Genomic DNA, 19,440 nt, shown 5'->3' on the forward strand with positions numbered 1-19,440 from the left:
ATAGAAATACGTTAGCCCGTACTTCTATTCCCTTGCACAAAATGTCCAAATTTTGTTCAAATTGAGATCACCAACAACCTAGGCAACCAGAATAAACGGTTATTCTTGAAGCCTGAATTGAGCCGGAAGACCGCGTTAGCCTTCCGGACTCATCAATTGATAACCTACTCTGAGTCGAAGAATAAGTCGAAGAATAAACGGTTATTCTTCTTCAGCCAATCTTCAGCATTTACTCTTCATCATCCACCGTGCCATCGGAGTTGACTTGTTTGAGATGAATGTGTTTACGGCCTAGAGTAATTTCAAACTCATCCCCAGGGGTTAAGCCCATTTTTTTGGTGTAGGCCGAGCCAATCAATAAATTGCCGTTAGATTGTACACTGATCCGATAACTCGCAGACCTGCCTCCACGGCCATTGCTTCCTGTTGTTCCATCTAACTCGATCCCCTCTGCATCAATGAGAGCATTGAGGAACTTCATCATATTGACTCGTTCTATGCCGTTCTTGGTGACGGTGTAATACCCGCACTCTCTTGCCTTTTCTTCTTTGCTGAGATTTCCTAGTTCTTTGACTTTGGTGAGGAGTTCTAACCCAGTTAAGGGTTCAGGATTTTGTGTTTTATTCATCAACTTAACTCTAAAATCACTTCCTTATTTATTCGGGGTGTTTTTGGTCTGAGCGTCAGACTGTAACGACAGTAATTTATACCATCTTTAGAATAACATATGCAATAGGACTCTATACTAGAGGGTCGATAAAAGTTTAACCGAATGATGCCATCCTTTACTATCTCATTTTTCAGTTCGTCAGAACATCTTATCGTGAGTGGGGGCAAGATTTATCCTTTAGATATCAGAAGTTACACCTATCAAGACGGCCAATGAAGTTAACAACTCGTGGACATTACAGCGTGAAAGCCATGTTAGATTTGAGCTTGCAACCTAACTCTAAACCCGCGTCTGTAGCAACGATTGCGAAACGACAAGATATTCCTGCTCCCTACTTAGAAAAATTATTGATTGAGTTAAGACGGGCCGGCCTTGTGGAATCCCTGCGGGGGTCTCAAGGGGGGTATCGACTCGCTTCTAAACCGTCACAAATTTCCCTAGGACATATTCTTGCGGCGGTGGGGGAAACCATTGAACCTTTGCCGAAACATGAAGGGGACACGACGCAAGCGGAAGATTGGGTAACGTTTAGTTTATGGCGGCGGTTACATGAAAAATTAAAGGAATCTCTCTACAATATCACTTTGGCGGATTTATATTATGATGCACGAAGCTGGCAGGCTACTCAAGCGGAGCAAAATAGTTTTGTGGTTTGAGGGGAAAGAGCTACCTTTATATACCTTGGGTTAAACCCCAAGGCTAATAGCTGACCCCCTCGGTGGAGTGTCAAATTGGCACTTATAGAAGGGAACGGACTCGCTGGGGAGGGAAGACAATTTTATAGGCTTGGCCGATAATATTCTGTTCGGGAAGAAACCCCCAGACATGAGAATCAAAACTTTCATTTCGATTATCGCCTAAAACCCAGTACATTTGTTCAGGAATCAACTGAGAACGGACTTCATAATGGGGGGGACTGGCCAAATAATCTTCGTTTAAAGGGGATTGGTTTAAGTACACGACTCCTCGGCGAACTTGAAGGGTTTGGCCGGGTTGTCCAATGATGCGTTTAATATAAATAATTTCTTCGTCGGGGTCGGTGAAAGGATCATTTTTTTGGGCGGCTTCGGGGGCAACAAAAACCACTAGGTCTCCGGGTTGAGGTTGGTAGTTGTCGCTTTTCTTGACTAAAATGCGATCCCCTATCTGTAGAGTTGGCTGCATGGAGGAACTGGGGATAATGAACAGTTCGATAGAATTGCTCAACCAGAGGGGAAAATAGTTCAGGAATAATCCCCAACTGACTAAGGTGGCGACGAGAAGTATAAAGAGCGATCGCTTTATTTTTCCAGTCCGGTTAGGGGTGGGAAAAGTCTGATACACATGATAAACCGCGATCGCGCTAACCACTGGACTCACCCACAACAACCCGGTCAACAGTTCATTAAGTAAAACCAAAATCACCGTTATGCTAATAAACCCCAATCCCCACCCCACTCGGCCACTATATAACTGACCAAACCCCGGTAAAATTCGGGATAACAACACAGCAAACCAGATATTTTTCTGAGTTCTGGGGATTTTTTCCCCTTGGGGGTGAGGGAAAGTCTCCTCACAACAATGGTAAGCATCAAATAAGTTCCCCAAATACACCCCACCCGCCAAAAGTACCGCTACCAGTCCCCAGAGGGGTTGGCCGGTGGGGGCAAAAATACACCAAAGCGCGATCGCCAGTAACCCTACTTCCCCCAACAGTAAACTCCACCCCTTCCCCCAGTTTCTTGCATAAAATTGCCCCAACCCTGGGAAAAAGAAGGATAAATTAATCGCCAACCAAGGGTCTTTTCTGTTATGCACCAGTATTCATCAACGCTTCAATCTCTGTCCCTTGAGTAGGTAATGCTGCGGTTAACACTTCACTCCCCGTTTGGGTCACTAACACATCATCCTCAATGCGAATGCCCCGCACATCCGCAAATTGTGCTAATTTCTCCCAATTAACCCACTTTTGATACTGTTTCCGAGTGTTGGGGTCGTTTAAAATCCTTGGCACTTGATAAAATCCTGGTTCTATTGTCACCACCATTCCGGGTTGGAGAGGACGGTTTAACCGCAGGTATTTTAACCCAAAGCGATCGCTCCGTTGACGGCCTGGGGCATACCCCGCTAAATCCCCCAAATCTTCCATATCATGGACATCGAGGCCGAGTAAATGACCCACCCCATGGGGAAAAAATAAAGCGTGAACATCCTGGGCCACTAACTCCTCTGGTTGTCCTCGTAAAATCCCCAACTCCACTAACCCTGCTGCTAAAACTCGCGCTGCACAACAATGAATGTCCTGATATTCCACCCCCGGACCCATTTGTTCAATACAGGTATCATGGGCCCGCAATACTAGGTCATAAATCTCCCGTTGGGTCGAGGAAAAACGCCCTTTTACGGGGAAAGTGCGGGTAAGATCTGAAGCCCAGCCTAACTCGGTTTCTGCCCCCACATCGGCTAAAATTAAATCCCCATTCTGTAGGCTATGGTAATGGACTTCATTGTGAAGGACTTCCCCCTGTTTAGTGACAATACTGGGATAAGCACAGGTGAAGTTATGGGCTAAAATGACCCCCTCCATGGCCCCACGGACTTGGGCTTCGGTTTGGGCTGTTTTCGCGGTCTGAATGCCCGTTTTATGGGCGTTGATGGATACTTGGGCGGCTTGGCGAATTTGGGCTAAGGCGGCCTCATCGTGGGCTAAACGGAGGGTAATTATGGCTTTAGCGAGGGCTAAGTCAGGCCCTTGACTCTGGGAGGGGGGAGGGAGGGGCCGTTGCAGGAGGTGACATTGTTGTTGATAGGTGGCTTTGTCTTGGACGGGGAGAGTGGCCGCTTCGGTGAGGTGATGGTGGGGTAATTCGGAGAGGGGATAGGCGGCGGTTGCGTCTAGTTGTGCAGCGATGCGATCGCGCGATGGTTTTTCCCCTTGCCACAAGGCTGCTGAGGGGGGTGGATCATCGTAATATAAGGTGAGGTTTCCCTGGTCTAAACGAATGACGGCGTTTTCTAGATTCATTTCGGTGAAGTAGAGGAAGTGACTACTGGCCCGGAAGGGATAAAGATTGGCGGGAAAGTTCCGAGAGGGGGCTTGTCCTGACCATAATAGGACGGTGCGATGGTACATTTCCCCCAATTTTTGCCGACGTTGTTGGATGGTCATTTTTTTTTCAGTAAACAGTAATCAGTAAACAGTAATCAGTTGTTACTCCCCATCTCCCCTATCTTCCCTACCTTCCCCACCTTCCCCATCTCCCATTACCAATGACCAATGAGCAATTACCCAATCAATAATCAATCTTCTCAATTTGATCTCGAATATCATTGAGATCAATATAACAATCCGTCGCATTGCGTAACTCACGGGCAATCATTCCCTCCGTTGAAACCACCGTGATATGGGTATTCTTAGAGCGCAATAACTCGATAGCTCGTTCAAAATCTCCATCCCCACTAAAGAGAACAACTCGATTATATTGTTCACAAGTATTAAACATATCAACCACAATTTCTATATCTAAATTCGCCTTTTGGGAATAACGCCCTGACGCATCATCATAATACTCTTTTAATATTTTAGTCCGGACAGTGTAACCCAGACTAATCAAAGCATCGCGGAATCCTCTTTGGTCTTGGGGGTCTTTTAATCCGGTGTACCAAAACGCATTAACCAACATCATATTAGGCTCATTTTTAAAATAGTCTAAAACCCGTCTTGGATCAAAAAACCAGCCGTTTTTTTGTTGGGCATAAAACATATTATTTCCGTCCACGAAAATCGAGAGGCGATTTTGAGTAAAACGCATAGAATTTAATACCTATTTTTTTAGAGAGTAAATTACAAATTTCCAAAGCTAGAAACGATAAGATTCTATGTCGGAAAAGACCGTTCTTTTCCTGACATTTAAAAGTTATTTTGAGCCAACAAAGTTAAGTTGCTGTTTAAGTCAACTCAAAATAAAGGGTTTTAAGGGTTAACCCTAGGGCGAACAGTTAGTTATATGTAGAACCTTAGATAGTAGCTTGAGGCAAGCTGATATTACGTCGAGCTAGACGCTCGTTATATAAGATAAGAACACCAATCACTCCATCCCCCAGGATAAAGTTTAGCCTGATTAAATCCGGCCATTTCCATAGACATCAAATTGACGCAAGCGGTTACTCCTGAGCCACAATAAACGAAAATTTCGTCGTAGGGTTTAAGAGAGTGCCAACGCTGTTGATGTTCCGCCGGGGGATGGAAGATGCCTTGGGAGTTCGATGTTTCTTTCCAAGGAAAATTTTCAGCCGAGGGAATATGTCCTGCCAGAGGATCGAGGGGTTCACGTTCTCCGCGATAGCGATCGCTATCCCGTGAATCAATTAAAATCACCCCTTCTTGGTCTTTCCGTTCCTTAACTGTATCAATGTCCACCACCCAGTTTGAGCGCACTTGGGGGACAAATTGGCCAGCATCAGCCCCCCAACGTTGGGGGGGAGGAGTGGCAGAAACCGGATACCCTTGGTTTTGCCAATGGGACCATCCCCCATCGAGGACGGCCACGCGATCGTGTCCACAGTAGCGTAATAACCACCATAAACGGGACGCAAACGCCATTTTTGAGTCATCATAGGCGACCACTAGGGTTTTCCCTAAGACAATCCCCATTTGCTCAAATTTTTGGGCTAAGACATTGAGAGCGGGTAAAGGGTGACGGCCTCCATGTTGTCCAACGGGGGCAGATAAATCTTGGTCTAGATCGAGATAATAAGAACCACGAATATGACTTTTTTGATATTGTTGCCGGCCCCAATGGGGATCAGCAAGCTGAAAGCGGCAGTCCACAATGACTAACTGCTGGGGAACAAGAGACGCTTGATCAAGTTGTGCCGCCAACTCTGGGGCAGAAATAACTGGATTCATAAAAAATAACCATAAGCGAAAAAAATGGAACTAAGGTTTAAGTAATTAGCCCTGACAAGAATATTGTTTCACAATTGATAAACAATTGCGCTGATCAGGGGTGCGAGAATATTGTAAATCATCCGCTATTTTGGCCAAAATGGCCAACCCGCGCCCCCCACCCACGTGATCATCTCGTTGGGTTTCAGTGACTTGTAAGCGGGAGGATAAATCGAACGAGGGGCCTAGATCCCAAATGCGGAGTTCGAGATGTTTGTCGCTGAGAAGCACTTCAACTTCAATGGGGGTTTCGGTTGGGTTAACCTCTAGTAGGCTATTTACTCGACTTTTTTTGACATTAGGCCACAAAGCGATATTTATACCCATCCTGGAGTTTTCTGGCCCGTGCCGGATGAACAGGTTTCAAAGATGTTTGATTTTGGTCTATGAGAAATGCGTATAGGTTCAAGCAGAGGGAAGGCTGAAGATTCAAGGCTTACCACGCTCGGTGAAACTAAAATCGTCTAAAATGGGCTGAAAGCCTGATTCTGATTAGTTTCTGACCTTCTTTTTAGGTTGAAACTTTCTCCTCCTTCCTTCTGCCCTCTGCCTTCTGCCCTCTGCCTTCTGCCCTCTGCCTTCTGCCCTCTGCCTTCTGCCCTCTGGCTTCGGATGCTGATTACTGATTACTGTTGACTGCAATATAGTGTAGCCTGAAGTGAAAGCAATCCCAATTGTTGCGCGAATTTGGGAGGCTGTGCCTTGATTTCCCCATCCTTAATTCTATGGCCTTTGATTTCTCTTTGCCGAGAGTTTTCTGGTCTCTTGGGTTAACCGAAGAGAAGGGGGATAATCTGTGATGGGTCAGGACTGCATCTGCAATGCTTTTCCCGCGAAGTTTCAATTGCCCACCCGCTTAATGTTACCACCGTACTATGGTTCGTATTTTAGTAATTGACGACGATCCTGCGATTCAACTGCTACTCAAGCGAACACTAGCAACCCAAGGCTATGAGGTGTTTGTGGCCAGTGACGGTTTAGAGGGACTGGAAAAAGCGAAAGAACTTACTCCTGCTATGGTGATTTGTGATTGGGTAATGCCCCGTCTCAATGGGATTGAACTCTGTCGTCGTTTAAAAACGTTGCCGGATTTATCGACGACGTTTTTTATTTTATTGACCTCGAAAGGATCAATTGAAGACCGGGTTGAGGGGTTAGATGCTGGGGCGGATGATTTTTTATGTAAACCCATTGAAATGTTTGAGTTGCAAGCGCGGGTCCGGGCCGGGTTGCGACTGCATCAACTCAGTAGCGACTTGCAACAGCAAAAACGCCTACTAGAGGCGGAATTGGCGGAGGCGGCGGAGTATGTCTGTTCTATTTTACCTGAACCGATCGCACAACCTTCAGTGCAGATCAATTCTCGCTTTATTCCGTCGAGTCAACTGGGAGGAGACAGTTTTGATTATTATTGGCTCGATGAGGATCATTTGGTTTTATATTTATTGGATGTGTCGGGTCATGGGTTACGGGCGGCTCTCCCGTCTTTGTCGGTGATTAATTTACTGCGATCGCGGGAACTCTTACAAGTCAATTATCGCCAACCCGGAGATGTCCTACGAGGCTTAAATGATATCTTTCAAATGACCCAGCGTAATGATAAATATTTTACGATGTGGTACGGGGTCTATAATCGCCGCAGTCGTCAACTGGTGTATTCTAGTGCAGGGCATCCCCCAGCCTTACTCCTCACCCCCCATTCTCCCCAAGATTGGCAAGTGAACGCCCTGAAAACCCCCGGCCTCCCGGCGGGAATGTTCCCTGAGATTGAATACGAAGAAGACTCCTGTTATATTTCCCCCCACTCCAGTCTATTCCTGTTTAGTGATGGGGTATATGAAGTGCATCAAGAAGATGGCAATGTTCTCGGACTCGAGCAGTTTATTGCCCTGCTGAAAGCCTATCAACTCCAACCTCAGCGTAATCTCGACCAAATTATTGCCGAAATTCAAGCCGCCAATGCCCACCCTGCCTTGGATGATGATGCTTCTATACTGGAGATTAAATTTCCTTAACCCCTTTTCCCTCTCGCTCAGGGCAACAGAGGGAGCAAAGGAGAATCACGGCAGACCCAAGATTCCCCTTTGGGTAAGTCTTCGGGCCGCCATTCACTGGGGAATCCTAACTACGCTTGACAAAATACATTAAGTATGCAGGTAAAGAGATAGGAGGGGTTTCAGAGGCCAAAAAGCATTTTAAAATACGTTGATTCCTCGCCATCCTCCCCGTCTCCCCCATCAATCCAGGGTTTCACGAGTTCCTGATCAGGATTAGGACTCCTAGGGGGTAGAGCGTGCCTAGATGCCTTGCATGGCTTGATCGAAGGCCGTGCGATCGCTAAAAATATCAAACACCCGATCCATGCTCGTTAACTCAAACAACATCTTAATCTGATCATTAATCGAACAAAGATAAAGCTTACTATTAGCCGCTCGCACCGTTTTTAACGAAAGAACCAACGCACCTAACCCTGAGCTATCCATAAACGTGACATCCTTAAAATCAATGAGGATTGCTTCAGCCCCCTTCTCCACACTCTCATTAATTTCTTGGCGAAATTCACTCGCTTTCGTCCCGTCTAAAATCCCAGAGGGTTCAATAATTTTAATTTTGGAATTCATAACGCCAATTTAACTATGGTTGAATTGAAAGAAAAATCTCTAGACTTTTATGATCCGATCTTCACTGTCTAGCTTACCCGTCGTGGGAAAATTATGTCTAAACCCAGTCCTCCCCCACCTAAGACCAAGCCTGAGAGAAAGGTAAGTAGCCTTAACCGAGAGGACATCCAGAACCGGGTATCCCACCCTAGCCCCAACACCCACTTTAGGCTAGACTGCCGATTATTCTGACCCCAAAGATGATTAAATTCAACCATAATCTGACTTTGGGGAAGATGGCAACCAGCAATCTAGACCCCAACGTGATTAATCCTAGAGCGCAAACACCATGGAAACCTACGACATCATTATCATTGGTGCAGGCCATAACGGCTTGGTCTGTGCCGCCTATCTGCTCAAAGCAGGCTATACAGTCCTATTACTGGAAAAACGCCCCGTCCCAGGCGGAGCAGCCACCACCGAAGAACTCCTCCCTGAAACAGCCCCAGGCTTTCAATTTAACCGTTGTGCCATTGATCACGAATTTATCCACCTTAGTCCCGTCTTAGAAGAACTAGAATTACATCGGTATGGCTTAAAATACCTGCCCTGTGACCCCGTATTATTCTCCCCCCACCCCAACGGGACAGCCTTTTTAGCCCATCGTTCCGTCGAGGAAACCTGCCAAGCGATCGCCCAGTATAATAAACGAGATGCTCAACAGTACGCACAATTTATTCAACATTGGGATCGCATTGCCGGGGCAATTACCCCCCTATTCAACGCCCCACCCATGGCAATTTTAGACATTCTCAACAACTACGAAGGCGAAAACTGGCAAGACTTACTCGGCTTACTCGGCACAAAACCCAAAGCCCTCGACGTAGTGCGTAACCTGCTCACCTCCCCCACCGACCTACTCAACGAATGGTTTGATAGTGAAACCATTAAAGCCCCTCTCGCCCGATTAGCGGCGGAAATGGGCGCACCCCCCTCCCAAAAAGGCATGGCCGTCGGCGCGATGATGATGGCCATGCGTCACTCCCCAGGAATGTCTCGCCCCCAAGGAGGGACCCGAGCCCTAATTGCCGCCCTAGTGAAATTAGTCCAAGAAAAAGGCGGCAAAATCCTCACCGAACAAACCGTAGAGAAAATTCTCGTCGATGACGGCAAAGCAGTGGGGGTACAAGTCCAAACCGGCCAAGACTATCAGGCCAACAAAGGCGTAATTGCCAACGTCGATGCCCGGCGCGTCTTTTCTCAATTGGTCGATTCTGGAGATTTTGCGGCCATTGCCCCCCAACTGCGAGACCGGGTAGAACGGCGCATTGTCAATAATAATAACTCCCTGCTGAAAATTGACTGCGCCCTCAATGAACCCCCCCGTTTTGATGCCTATCACCATCAAGACGACTACTTGGTAGGATCAGTCATTATTGCCGATTCCGTCGCCCACGTGGAGAAATCCTGCGCCCCCTGTGCCTATGGCGAAATCCCCGACCATAACCCCTCCATGTATGTGGTTTGTCCCACCATCCTAGACCCCTCCATGGCCCCAGACGGGAAACATACCCTGTGGATTGAATTTTTTGCCCCCTATCGCGTCGCCGGCCATGAAGGATTAGGGTTTAAAGGGACAGGGTGGACCGATGACTTAAAAAATCGTGTGGCTGACCGAGTGTTGGAGAAATTAGCCACCTATGCCCCCAATATTAAACGGTCTTTAATCGCTCGCCATGTGGAAAGTCCCGCCGAATTAGGAGAACGGTTGGGGGCCTATCACGGCAACTGTTATCACATGGATATGAGCTTAGATCAGATGTTGTTTCTCCGTCCCCTCCCGGAATTAGCCGATTATAAAACCCCCATTCAAGGATTATTCCTCACAGGGGCCGGGACTCATCCCGGTGGGTCAATTTCGGGGATGCCAGGGCGCAATTGTGCGCGGATGGTCATCCACAGTCAGCATCCGTTAGTAGAACGGTTTAGTGAAGCTCAAAGTTACGTGCGATCTTTGCTGCAATCTGTTTTAAAAACCTTGGGATATTGATAGAACAAAACACCATGAGTCAAGAAAGAGAACCCCTCAACAGTTTAGTCTTATACCACCTGTTTAAATGGTCGGTGGTTAGTCCCATGTTGCACAGCTATTTTCAGGGCAAAATCTACGGGGCTGAGAATGTCCCCCAAGAAGGCCCGTTAGTAGTGGTGAGCAACCATGCCAGTCATTTTGACCCCCCTATTGTCGCTAGCTGTATGCGTCGCCCTGTGGCGTTTATGGCTAAAGAGGAATTATTCAAAATTCCCATTTTTCGAGAAGCCATTTCTCTTTATGGGGCCTATCCGGTTAACCGAAAATCGGCAGACCGCAGTGCTATTCGTTCCTCCCTACAAGCCTTAAATGAGGGATGGGCGGCAGGAATTTTCCTACAGGGAACACGCACCAAAGACGGACGCATTACCAATCCTAAATTAGGGGCGGCTATGATTGCAGCTAAAGCCAATGCACCGTTAATTCCAGTAAGTTTATGGGGAACGGAAAAAATATTAGTCAAAGATTCACCAATTCCCCGTCCTACACCAGTTACCGTGCGTATTGGCGAGGTAATTGATCCCCCTTCCTCTAACCAACGAGAGGAGTTAGAACAACTCACCCATCATTGTGCAGAATTAATTAATAAAATGCACGACCTAGGCAGGTAAAATTAATGGATAATTTATAATGGATAATAGACAATTTATAATTCTCACGATAGTAGGTTGGGTGAAGCGTAGCGTAACCCAACAAAAGACCTTTGAGCATTGCTATTATCAGAACAATTTAAAATAATTTTCATTAAATGTTTCGCCACATGAAACACCACGGGAACAGGAACAGCATTCCCAAACTGTTTTTGTGCGGTTTTATCATGGGAATGTAACACAAAATCTTCAGGAAATCCTTGTAATTTACAAGCGTGTTGTGCGGTAAAAGGTTTATATTTTTGTTGCTTATAAATACGCTTCAGGAATTTCTTTTTATAGTCCTCCGGGTTGTCTGCATTTAAGAAACAAGTGGCATAAAAATTTTTACTTCCCGTTGCAGTTAACGTGGGGACTACATCACAATTGGGTAAAATAATGCGATAAACTCCATTAATTCCAGACATATTTTTAGAATTAACAAATTCGTATTTATTATTATCAGTTTTACGAAAAATATTTTTGTTCACTAATTCCTCTAATTCTGAGGGACATAAATCAGGAATAAATTCTTGGAAATGCTCCAATGCTAGAGGGTTTCCATCTTTTTTACCATACTTTTTGCGACGACGATTTTTGAGTAAAGTTAGACAAATTTCTTTTTCTCTTGCGGTGGTTTCAAGAATATCCCAAGAGTGAATCGTAGTGTGACCATTCCTTAAATCAGAAAAAATGAAAAAATCGTTTAATTCATTACTTTTCTGAAAGCGAGTCCTAGAGGGAGGAATATTATTATTTTTAAAAATAACGTCGGGGTCTAGTTTTGCTTTTTGCGGGAGTTGATGATTTTTAAATTCATCCAGAATATCTAAAACTTTGGGATTCAGGTTTAAAGGACTGGGAAACTCATATTCTTCAGCATTGGCAATATCTTGGCGAATTCCCACAATAAAGACTCGTTCTCTATTTTGGGGTAAACCGAAATCATAAGCGTTTAAAATATTCCATTTAACTTGATAGCCAATGGTGGTAAACTGTTGTAATAGAAATTCAAAACTATCTCTATTTTTAGGATTCGCTAAACCCCGTACATTTTCAAAAATAAAGGCTTTGGGTTGACTTTGTTTTATTAAGCGAACAACATCAAACCAAAGTTTGCCTCTGGGGTCAGCAAATCCTTTTAATTGTCCGGCCACAGACCAAGGTTGACAAGGCACTCCTCCCACGACAAGATCAATATTATCGGGGAATGCCTCAACTTGAGTAATATCCCCTAAACTGGGTTCGTCTTGAGTTAAATAATTAATAAAATTCTGTTGATAGACTTTAATTGCTTCTTTGTCAATTTCGGAATAAGCGCGACATTTCCCCCCTAGTTTTTCTAGGGCAATTCTAAAGCCACCAATTCCCGCAAATAAATCCACAAAGGAGAATCTATGAACGGTGGATACTACTTTTAACGGGAGTTGTAATTGATTAGAATGATAGGTAGGCATTTTGTCAAGAGTAGTTATACAGCTTCTTGTTTAAAATAAGTCTTAAAGAGTTTATTTTACTTCTGATAGTATAACAGCTTTTTAAGGGTTCAACTCTTGGGTAGGTTAGGTGTAACGAAGTGAAACCCAACATTTTTTACTTAGGTCTGTCGTTGGGGAATGTTGGGTTACGCTGCGCTTCACCCAACCTACTATCAATTAAAACCTCTATTGTTTATTGTTTATTGTTCATTGTTTATTGTTGATTGTTCAGGAGTATGACTATTGAAAGCGTAATGTTTTCTGCCCGGTTACGACTTCTCCTAGGGGAAAAGCGGCTAAATTTTGCGCTTGAAAGCAATTAATTGCGGTTTCTGCTTGGTCTGGGGGGACAAGAATAACAAAGCCAATGCCCATATTAAAGGTTTCTAACATGGCGGTTTCGTTCACTTGTCCGGTTTTGGCTAACCAATGAAAGACGGGGGGAATGTCCCAGGCATTGCGGTTAATTTGTATATCTTGGTTGGCCTGTAAACAACGGGGGAGGTTTTCGGGGAGTCCTCCTCCGGTAATATGGGCCATTCCGTGAATGTCTAGGGTGGAGAGGGCGGCTAAAATGGGCTTGACATAGAGTTGAGTTGGGGTGAGGAAGATATCCCCTAAAGATTGTCCTCCGAATTCGGGGGGGCAGTCCTGCCAATTGAGACCATTTTGTTCGATAATTTTACGGACGAGGGAGAAGCCGTTGCTGTGAACACCCTGACTCGCTAACCCGATGGCTATATCTCCGACTTGGACTTGTGTTCCGTCGAGAATTTTGCTTTTTTCGACGATTCCTACACAAAATCCGGCGACATCGTATTCTCCAGTGGGGTAGAATCCGGGCATTTCGGCGGTTTCGCCGCCTAAGATGGCGCAACCACTCTCCCGACATCCTTGGGCAATACCAGAGACGACTGCGGCCAGTTGTTCGGGGTTGAGTTTTCCGGTGGCTAAGTAGTCGAGGAAAAATAGTGGTTCAGCCCCGATGGTGAGGATATCATTGACGCACATGGCGACTAGATCAATGCCGATGGTGTCGTGACGGTTCATGGCCTGGGCAATTTTTAATTTAGTCCCCACTCCGTCGGTCCCGGAGACTAAAACGGGTTCTTGATATCCCGCAGGCAGTTGAAAACAACCCGCAAAACCGCCCAAGTTTCCTAATACTTCGGGTCTTTGGGTACTTTGGACGGCTTGTTGAATGTTTTGGACAAAAGAGCGTCCGGCAGCGACATCAACGCCTGCTTCTCGATAATCCATGGTGAACCTTACGTATTGAGTTACAATTTTTTATCTTCTCACAGGTTTTGCTTAAAATTTCTTAATATAACGGTGATATCTAAGTATGCCTTAAAGCGTTGTGTTCTGCTTGCTAGGGATTTTTTGACTGAGGAATATAAAGGAACGATGATCCCGGTTTAGCCTAAAACCCTGATCCCCATCACTGAAAGTTCATGTTAATCTGTTGCAGTTCTGAAAAACGTCATCGTATTGTGTTTCACCATTAACCATTGGATTAAACCCCAGTTGGGTTTGTCCTGCTAGACACGCGGAAGGTATTCAAAAGCCTATGAATAGACAACTTTGGAGTGGTTTCACCACTACTGTCCTAACAACTGCATTAAGCGCGACTGTCCTGACGTTAGGGGCTGTTGCTGAACCGCCAATGATGGCAGAGTCTAGCCTCTCTCCTGAGTCTAAATCGGCTGAGTCCCATGCTGCTGAACCGTCTCAAGATACGGCTCGTTCTGAAGAAATCAACACCACCGAGACTGCCGCAACATCTACCGTCTCGACTAGCATCACCAGTATTTTCCCCCATCGTTCTGATTCGTCCTCTGCCGCTACAGTTTATATTCATAATCTTCCCCTCATCACGTTTTTAGGGAGTCCCGAAACCCAGTACCAAGATTTAGGGTTTTTAACTGCCGAAGAAATTCGTCAAGGCCGTTTGCCCGATGTGCAGCAGTCTGAGGAAGACCCGGTTTGGCGTGCTGTTTTACTGTCGGAGGCCATTGATCAACTTTCGGTTGAGGAGGCGGCGGATATTACGGCGGCTTGGGATAGCGATCGCAAAACCTATGTGATCAAAAGCGGCGATCGCGAACTATTCCACTTCGACCAAAAAACCCAACTGGCCGACAGCACCGACAACTGGGAGGAAGACGTATTACACGCCACCAACCGCCTCCGTCGCTTAGTGGGAGGCGCACCCCCCCTCAAAATGTCCGAGATCAGCATCCGGCCCCAAGCCACCCCTCAAAACACCGTCGCCACTCGGACGGCGGGACGAGGACGGCAACAACATCGAGGTATGGCCTCTTGGTACGGCCCCGGTTTCCACGGTCGTCGCAGTGCCAGTGGGGAACGCTTTAACCAAAACGCCCTCACCGCCGCCCACCGTACCCTCCCATTCGGCACAAGAGTCCGCGTCACCAACCTGAATAACGGACGCTCCACCGTCGTCCGCATTAATGACCGGGGACCCTTTACCGGAGGTCGCATCATTGACCTCTCTCGCGGGGCAGCCAGCAATATCGGAATGATCGGTAGTGGGGTAGCCCCTGTCCGTCTGGAAATTCTAGGACGGTAGCACGTCCCCAACCAGATCAACCACAAAGAACACAGAGACCGTCTTTGTGTTCTTTCTGTCTTTGGGGGTCTAAAATTAAAAGAAATGCTCTCTATGCACCCATGAGCTATTGTTTGAACCCCCACTGTTCTCAACCCCATAATCCCCCAGACAGTAAATTTTGTCACACTTGCGGCAGTAAACTCCGCCTGAAAGACCGTTATCGCGCCATAGGGCCTCTTGGACAAGGGGGGTTTGGCAAGACCTACTTGGCCATGGATGAGGATAAACCCTCAAAACCCTCCTGTGTAATTAAACAATTATTCCCCTTAGCCCAGGGGACGCAAACCGTGGCCAAAGCTGCCGAATTATTTGCCCGAGAAGCGGTTCAGTTGGATATCTTGGGCGAACATCCCCAAATTCCCGATTTATTGGCCTATTTCACCCAAGAGGAACGGCAATATTTAATCCAAGAGTTTATTGAGGGGGAAAATTTAGCGAGGGTATTACAGGAGACGGGGACTTTAAGTGAGGGACAAATTCGGGCATTATTGGCGGATTTATTGCCCGTTTTGCGCTTTGTCCATGAACAACAGGTCATTCACCGCGATATTAAACCGGAAAATATTATTTATTGTCCCAGTGACCAACGCTTATTTTTAGTGGATTTTGGGGCAGCAAAGGCGATACAAGGGGGGACTGTGGTACAAACTGGGACTTCCATTGGGTCTGCGGGGTATGTGGCCCCAGAACAAGCGATCGGTAAAGCAACTTTTGCCAGTGACTTGTATAGTTTAGGGGTGACTTGTGTTCATTTACTGACCGGAGAGCATCCCTTTGAGTTGTTTGACCCCAATGAAGGCCAATGGGCCTGGCAAAGTTATTTACAACAAGCTATTAGTGATCATCTCACTACGGTTCTGAATGGGATGTTACACCCGGCCATTAGCCGACGCTATCAGACGGCCCAAGGGGTATTAGATGATCTGGCGACTTCTGAAAGTGCGATCGATGAACATTTAGCCCAATTACAACGGAAGTTTACCGCCTCCTCTACACCTCCCCAAGACCCCCTAGAGGCAGAATTAGAAAAACTCCATCACGAATTTTTCAATAAAGGTTAAGCCAACGAATTAGCATGAACTGGGTTTTAAAAAAGATTACCACTTTACTTTCGGTGTACTATGCCCACATGGTGGAATATCGGGCTGAATTACTCTTTTGGATGTTATCGGGGTCACTGCCGATTATTTTAATGGGGGTATGGGTGGAAGCGTCGCAGGGAGGACGGTTTGGACTCACGGGACTGGATTTTGTGCGCTATTTTATTACGGTGTTTCTGGTTCGTCAGTTTACGTTAGTTTGGGTGATTTGGGATTTTGAACAGGAGGTGGTGCAAGGTATTCTCTCCATGAAATTATTACAACCCCTTGATCCGGGTTGGCATTATGTGGCACAACATTTATCGGAACGGGTAGCACGATTACCGTTTGTAATTGTTTTAGTTATTTTATTTTTTAGTTTATATCCCGAGGCATTCTGGCAACCCAGTTTAGGACAATGGGGGTTAGGGATTTTGGCGACTTTGTTGGCGTTTACGTTGCGGTTTTTAATGCAATATACTGCCGCGATGTTGGCGTTTTGGACGGAAAGAGCGAGTGCGATCGAGCAGTTTTTGTTTCTCTTTTATTTGTTTTTATCGGGGTATGTTGCCCCTTTAGATGTGTTCCCTTCAATAGTGACTCAAGTTGCCCAATGGACTCCTTTTCCTTACGCGCTATATTTTCCAACGGCAATTTTTGTGGGTTTACCTGTGGATTTACAGCAGGGCTTTTTGGTGTTAATAATTTGGATTATTTTATTGTTTATTTTGAATCGTTTTCTGTGGCGTAAGGGGTTACGACATTATTCTGGGATGGGGGCTTAAAGATGAGAAATCAGCCAGCTATGGTGAATTTAAAAGCACTGTATGATCAAGACTATTATGCTTGGTTAAAGGTGAATTTAGAAAGAATTAAAGGGCAAGATTTTGAGCAGATTGATTGGGTTAATTTAATTGAAGAATTAGAGGAAATGGGGAGACGGGAAAAAAAAGCCATTTTTAGTAATTTAAAAATCTTGTTAATCCACCTTTTAAAGTATAAATATCAATCTGAAAAACGTTCTAATAGTTGGTTATTTACTATTGAAGAACATCGTCAACGAATTCAAGAAGATTTAGAAAATAGTCCCAGTTTACGGGGATATTTGCTGGAAAATTATGCAAAATGCTATGAGAAAGCGCGGAAATTAGCGGCTTTAGAGACTGGGATAGATATTAAAGATTTTCCCGATATTTCCCCTTTTACGGTAGAAGAAATTTTAGATGACGAACAGCTTACATCTTAACTTTGATACCAGTCTTCTCCTCCTACTAATTTTGCTAATTGTTGATTAATTTCTCTAGGTAATTCTTTTTTAGAATGAAGATAAGTTAAATTAATGAAAGTTTGGGCGGTTTCTAACAATTGAGGGCGGTTAATTTGTTCGCTGATTTGCCAAGGGGTTAATGTTCCGGCTAAAACTTCTACACTGGCGGGGGTGATGGCTGCTTCTAAGGCTTCTTCTAAGAAGTCTTGCCATTCATTTTGGGGGAGATAATAGGATTGTTTATTGGCTTTGAGGTTTAATTTTTGGATTTGTCGGAGGGAGTCGGCAATGGAAGCCGCCCAAGAATTAGTTAAACGTTGTTCAATTTGATTTTTAATGAGATGAATAAACAAGCGGTCTAGATAGGATTCAATGTTTCTTATGATCGCTTGTTTACTCATTCCTTCTAGGTCGTCAATTAGGGCTAAGGCATCCTCGTAGCGTTGTTCGAGAATACTCTTTTTTAAAGCGGTGAGTTCTTGAATCATGGGAGATTAGGAAGTTACAAAAAGCGTTTGAGGAGTTCGACGGTTTGTTCTCCGGTTTGGGCCCAGGTGAATTCGGTGGCCCGGAGGAGTCCCAGTTGACTGAGGGTGTCGCGGACGGTGAGATCGGTGGCGAGGGTGTCCATGGCCGCGCTAATTTCTGCGGTTTTGTAGGGGTTGACGAGGATGGCGGCATCTCCGGCGACTTCCGGGAGGGCGGAAATACTGGAGGTGATGACGGGAGTTCCGCAGGCCATCGCTTCTAAGACGGGGAGGCCAAACCCTTCCCAAAGACTGGGGAAAACGAGGGCGATCGCCTGATTTAATAAAGTAGGCAATTTCTCATAGGAGACATATTCCATAAATTTTACTTGGTCTCGAATGCCCAATTCTCGCGCTAAGTCTTGCCATTGGGGGGTGTAACGGTTATCGGTGGGTCCGGCTAACCAGAGTTCGTATTCTTGACAGTTAGGTAAGACGGCAAAGGCTTCGATGAGGCGTTTCACATTCTTATAGGGGTCTTGGCGGCCCAAATAGAGGAAATAAGGCCGGCCTCGCCGGGGGGGGAGGTCGAGGGGGCGAAAATGGCTACGGTCGTAGGCGAGGGGGATGGGGGTGATTTTTCGGGGGGTTACGTCTAATAATTTAACGAGATCGTTGGCCGTGGCGACGGAATTACACAGGATATGTCGTGCTTGGGAGACGGCTTTGGGGAGATAATAGCGATGGTAGTAATGGAGGGGGGATTTGCTGTTGGGGAAGTGGAGGGGGATGAGGTCGTGAACCATGATGATGGACCGACAGCGACTGTAAAGGGGGGCTTCGGGGATGGGGGAAAAGATGAGGCGCGATCGCAATTGACGATAAATTTGCGGCAAGCGAAACTGGGTCCACAACAACCGTCGGATATGGCCTTTCGTCCCATAGGCCGGACTCATCTTCTCGGAAATCTGATGACAGTTATAACCGGAAACGGGATCAGCAATCAGTAAAGTAGGATTAAGCGGGTGTAAATGGGGATAGAGATTACGGGCATAGTTGGTAATCCCAGTAGGCTTGGCAAAAAGACAAGACAAGTTAACTAAAACCAACGGCAGTACCTCTATCTGAATCACAGGGAACGGAAGCCCAACTCTCAGGCGCAGTTCCTTTTTACGACAAATACACGATAGCTTAAAAGCCCTGTGGCTTTAGCCCAGGGATCAAAAGCAACGGCGACTTGAGTCGCCGTCCTTACGCCAGTCGTGTTAGTCTGATTATACTAGAGTTCAACAGTCCAGGAACTATCACAAAGCTAGGAGTCCATAAGGCCGAAAGCATTTAAGGGTAAGCAGGCAGCGTAATGAATGGGCAGATCGCCTACTGCATCATCCAATTTAACGATTGGGTTGCCTATGAAGACTTAGCGGTTAGTGAGAGTAGTTCACGTGGTTTTGACAATTGCTCTAATTGCGGAGAAAAAGTGCAAAAATCTCTATCCACTAGAACCCATGTATGTCCTCATTGTGGTTTCATAAAAGATAGAGATATAAATGCAGCTATAAACATCCTGCAAAGGGCTTTATATATCGTGGGGCG

At 45.8% G+C, this 19,440-nt stretch carries 19 protein-coding genes and 1 pseudogene; 9 read left to right on the forward strand and 11 right to left on the reverse strand.

The window, feature by feature from the left end; genetic code table 11:
* Nucleotides 1-229 precede the first annotated feature (229 nt).
* Nucleotides 230-628 (reverse strand): AbrB family transcriptional regulator, encoded by a 399-nt coding sequence (locus PN462_RS22260; protein WP_272131049.1) that lies wholly within the window; start codon nucleotides 626-628, stop codon nucleotides 230-232.
* 254 nt (nucleotides 629-882) lie between these two features.
* On the opposite strand from PN462_RS22260, the gene PN462_RS22265 reads away from it, so the two are divergent.
* Entirely contained in the window at nucleotides 883-1,326 is a 444-nt protein-coding gene (locus PN462_RS22265; protein WP_272131050.1) for an Rrf2 family transcriptional regulator, read from the forward strand.
* Between the two features lie 82 nt (nucleotides 1,327-1,408).
* On the opposite strand, the gene lepB is transcribed toward PN462_RS22265, so the two are convergent.
* The 5 genes from lepB to PN462_RS22290 form a co-directional block, all read right to left on the reverse strand.
* The gene (gene lepB / locus PN462_RS22270; protein WP_272131051.1) at nucleotides 1,409-2,467 is read right to left on the reverse strand and encodes a signal peptidase I; all 1,059 of its coding nucleotides are present in this window, start codon (nucleotides 2,465-2,467) and stop codon (nucleotides 1,409-1,411) included.
* On the reverse strand, nucleotides 2,460-3,818 hold the full coding sequence (locus PN462_RS22275; RefSeq protein ID WP_272131052.1) for an aminopeptidase P family protein: 1,359 nt from the start codon (nucleotides 3,816-3,818) through the stop codon (nucleotides 2,460-2,462). The genes lepB and PN462_RS22275 overlap by 8 nt, the downstream gene beginning before the upstream one ends.
* 124 nt (nucleotides 3,819-3,942) lie before the next feature.
* Nucleotides 3,943-4,461 carry a LabA-like NYN domain-containing protein gene (locus tag PN462_RS22280; protein ID WP_272131053.1) on the reverse strand — a complete coding sequence of 173 codons (519 nt, stop codon included), beginning with the start codon at nucleotides 4,459-4,461 and terminating at the stop codon, nucleotides 3,943-3,945.
* Nucleotides 4,462-4,715: 254 nt separating this feature from the next.
* On the reverse strand, nucleotides 4,716-5,558 hold the full coding sequence (locus tag PN462_RS22285; protein WP_272131054.1) for a sulfurtransferase: 843 nt from the start codon (nucleotides 5,556-5,558) through the stop codon (nucleotides 4,716-4,718).
* Between the two features lie 45 nt (nucleotides 5,559-5,603).
* Nucleotides 5,604-5,924, reverse strand: coding sequence for an ATP-binding protein (locus PN462_RS22290; RefSeq protein WP_272131055.1), 321 nt, complete (start codon nucleotides 5,922-5,924; stop codon nucleotides 5,604-5,606).
* Nucleotides 5,925-6,472: 548 nt separating this feature from the next.
* Between PN462_RS22290 and PN462_RS22295 the strand changes: the two genes are divergently transcribed.
* A complete protein-coding gene (locus PN462_RS22295) occupies nucleotides 6,473-7,612 on the forward strand; it encodes a PP2C family protein-serine/threonine phosphatase (RefSeq protein ID WP_272131056.1) in 1,140 nt (379 codons plus the stop codon).
* Nucleotides 7,613-7,894: 282 nt separating this feature from the next.
* Here PN462_RS22295 and PN462_RS22300 read toward each other — a convergent pair whose 3' ends face one another.
* Nucleotides 7,895-8,218, reverse strand: a complete 324-nt coding sequence (locus PN462_RS22300) for an STAS domain-containing protein (RefSeq protein WP_272131057.1) — start codon at nucleotides 8,216-8,218, stop codon at nucleotides 7,895-7,897.
* 328 nt (nucleotides 8,219-8,546) lie between these two features.
* Between PN462_RS22300 and crtO the strand changes: the two genes are divergently transcribed.
* Nucleotides 8,547-10,247, forward strand: coding sequence for a beta-carotene ketolase CrtO (gene crtO, locus PN462_RS22305; protein ID WP_272131058.1), 1,701 nt, complete (start codon nucleotides 8,547-8,549; stop codon nucleotides 10,245-10,247).
* A 14-nt stretch (nucleotides 10,248-10,261) separates the two neighbouring features.
* Complete coding sequence (locus tag PN462_RS22310; protein WP_272131059.1) at nucleotides 10,262-10,900, forward strand: lysophospholipid acyltransferase family protein; 639 nt, start codon at nucleotides 10,262-10,264, stop codon at nucleotides 10,898-10,900.
* A 44-nt stretch (nucleotides 10,901-10,944) separates the two neighbouring features.
* Here PN462_RS22310 and PN462_RS22315 read toward each other — a convergent pair whose 3' ends face one another.
* Both PN462_RS22315 and purM read right to left on the reverse strand, forming a co-directional pair.
* Nucleotides 10,945-12,375 carry a DNA cytosine methyltransferase gene (locus PN462_RS22315; RefSeq protein ID WP_272131060.1) on the reverse strand — a complete coding sequence of 477 codons (1,431 nt, stop codon included), beginning with the start codon at nucleotides 12,373-12,375 and terminating at the stop codon, nucleotides 10,945-10,947.
* Between the two features lie 261 nt (nucleotides 12,376-12,636).
* Nucleotides 12,637-13,656 (reverse strand): phosphoribosylformylglycinamidine cyclo-ligase, encoded by a 1,020-nt coding sequence (purM, locus tag PN462_RS22320; protein ID WP_272131061.1) that lies wholly within the window; start codon nucleotides 13,654-13,656, stop codon nucleotides 12,637-12,639.
* A 310-nt stretch (nucleotides 13,657-13,966) separates the two neighbouring features.
* Here purM and PN462_RS22325 point away from each other — a divergent pair, with 310 nt between their 5' ends.
* From PN462_RS22325 to PN462_RS22340, 4 genes are all read left to right on the forward strand, one after another.
* Nucleotides 13,967-14,989 carry a septal ring lytic transglycosylase RlpA family protein gene (locus tag PN462_RS22325; protein ID WP_272131062.1) on the forward strand — a complete coding sequence of 341 codons (1,023 nt, stop codon included), beginning with the start codon at nucleotides 13,967-13,969 and terminating at the stop codon, nucleotides 14,987-14,989.
* Nucleotides 14,990-15,090: 101 nt separating this feature from the next.
* Nucleotides 15,091-16,092, forward strand: a complete 1,002-nt coding sequence (locus PN462_RS22330; protein WP_272131063.1) for a serine/threonine protein kinase — start codon at nucleotides 15,091-15,093, stop codon at nucleotides 16,090-16,092.
* A 14-nt stretch (nucleotides 16,093-16,106) separates the two neighbouring features.
* Nucleotides 16,107-16,895, forward strand: coding sequence for an ABC transporter permease (locus tag PN462_RS22335; protein ID WP_272131064.1), 789 nt, complete (start codon nucleotides 16,107-16,109; stop codon nucleotides 16,893-16,895).
* A 2-nt stretch (nucleotides 16,896-16,897) separates the two neighbouring features.
* On the forward strand, nucleotides 16,898-17,356 hold the full coding sequence (locus PN462_RS22340) for a DUF29 domain-containing protein (RefSeq protein WP_272131065.1): 459 nt from the start codon (nucleotides 16,898-16,900) through the stop codon (nucleotides 17,354-17,356).
* Here PN462_RS22340 and PN462_RS22345 read toward each other — a convergent pair.
* Complete coding sequence (locus PN462_RS22345) at nucleotides 17,353-17,865, reverse strand: DUF29 family protein (protein WP_272131066.1); 513 nt, start codon at nucleotides 17,863-17,865, stop codon at nucleotides 17,353-17,355. The genes PN462_RS22340 and PN462_RS22345 overlap by 4 nt on opposite strands.
* Nucleotides 17,866-17,879: 14 nt before the next feature.
* Nucleotides 17,880-18,959, reverse strand: coding sequence for a glycosyltransferase family 4 protein (locus tag PN462_RS22350; protein WP_443029261.1), 1,080 nt, complete (start codon nucleotides 18,957-18,959; stop codon nucleotides 17,880-17,882).
* Nucleotides 18,960-19,134: 175 nt separating this feature from the next.
* Between PN462_RS22350 and PN462_RS22355 the strand changes: the two are divergent.
* Nucleotides 19,135-19,440, forward strand: a pseudogene (locus tag PN462_RS22355) (zinc ribbon domain-containing protein); the annotation flags it as partial.

It is taken from the genome of Spirulina sp. CS-785/01 (assembly GCF_028330525.1).
Taxonomy (GTDB): Bacteria; Cyanobacteriota; Cyanobacteriia; order Cyanobacteriales; family Spirulinaceae; genus JAQMSD01.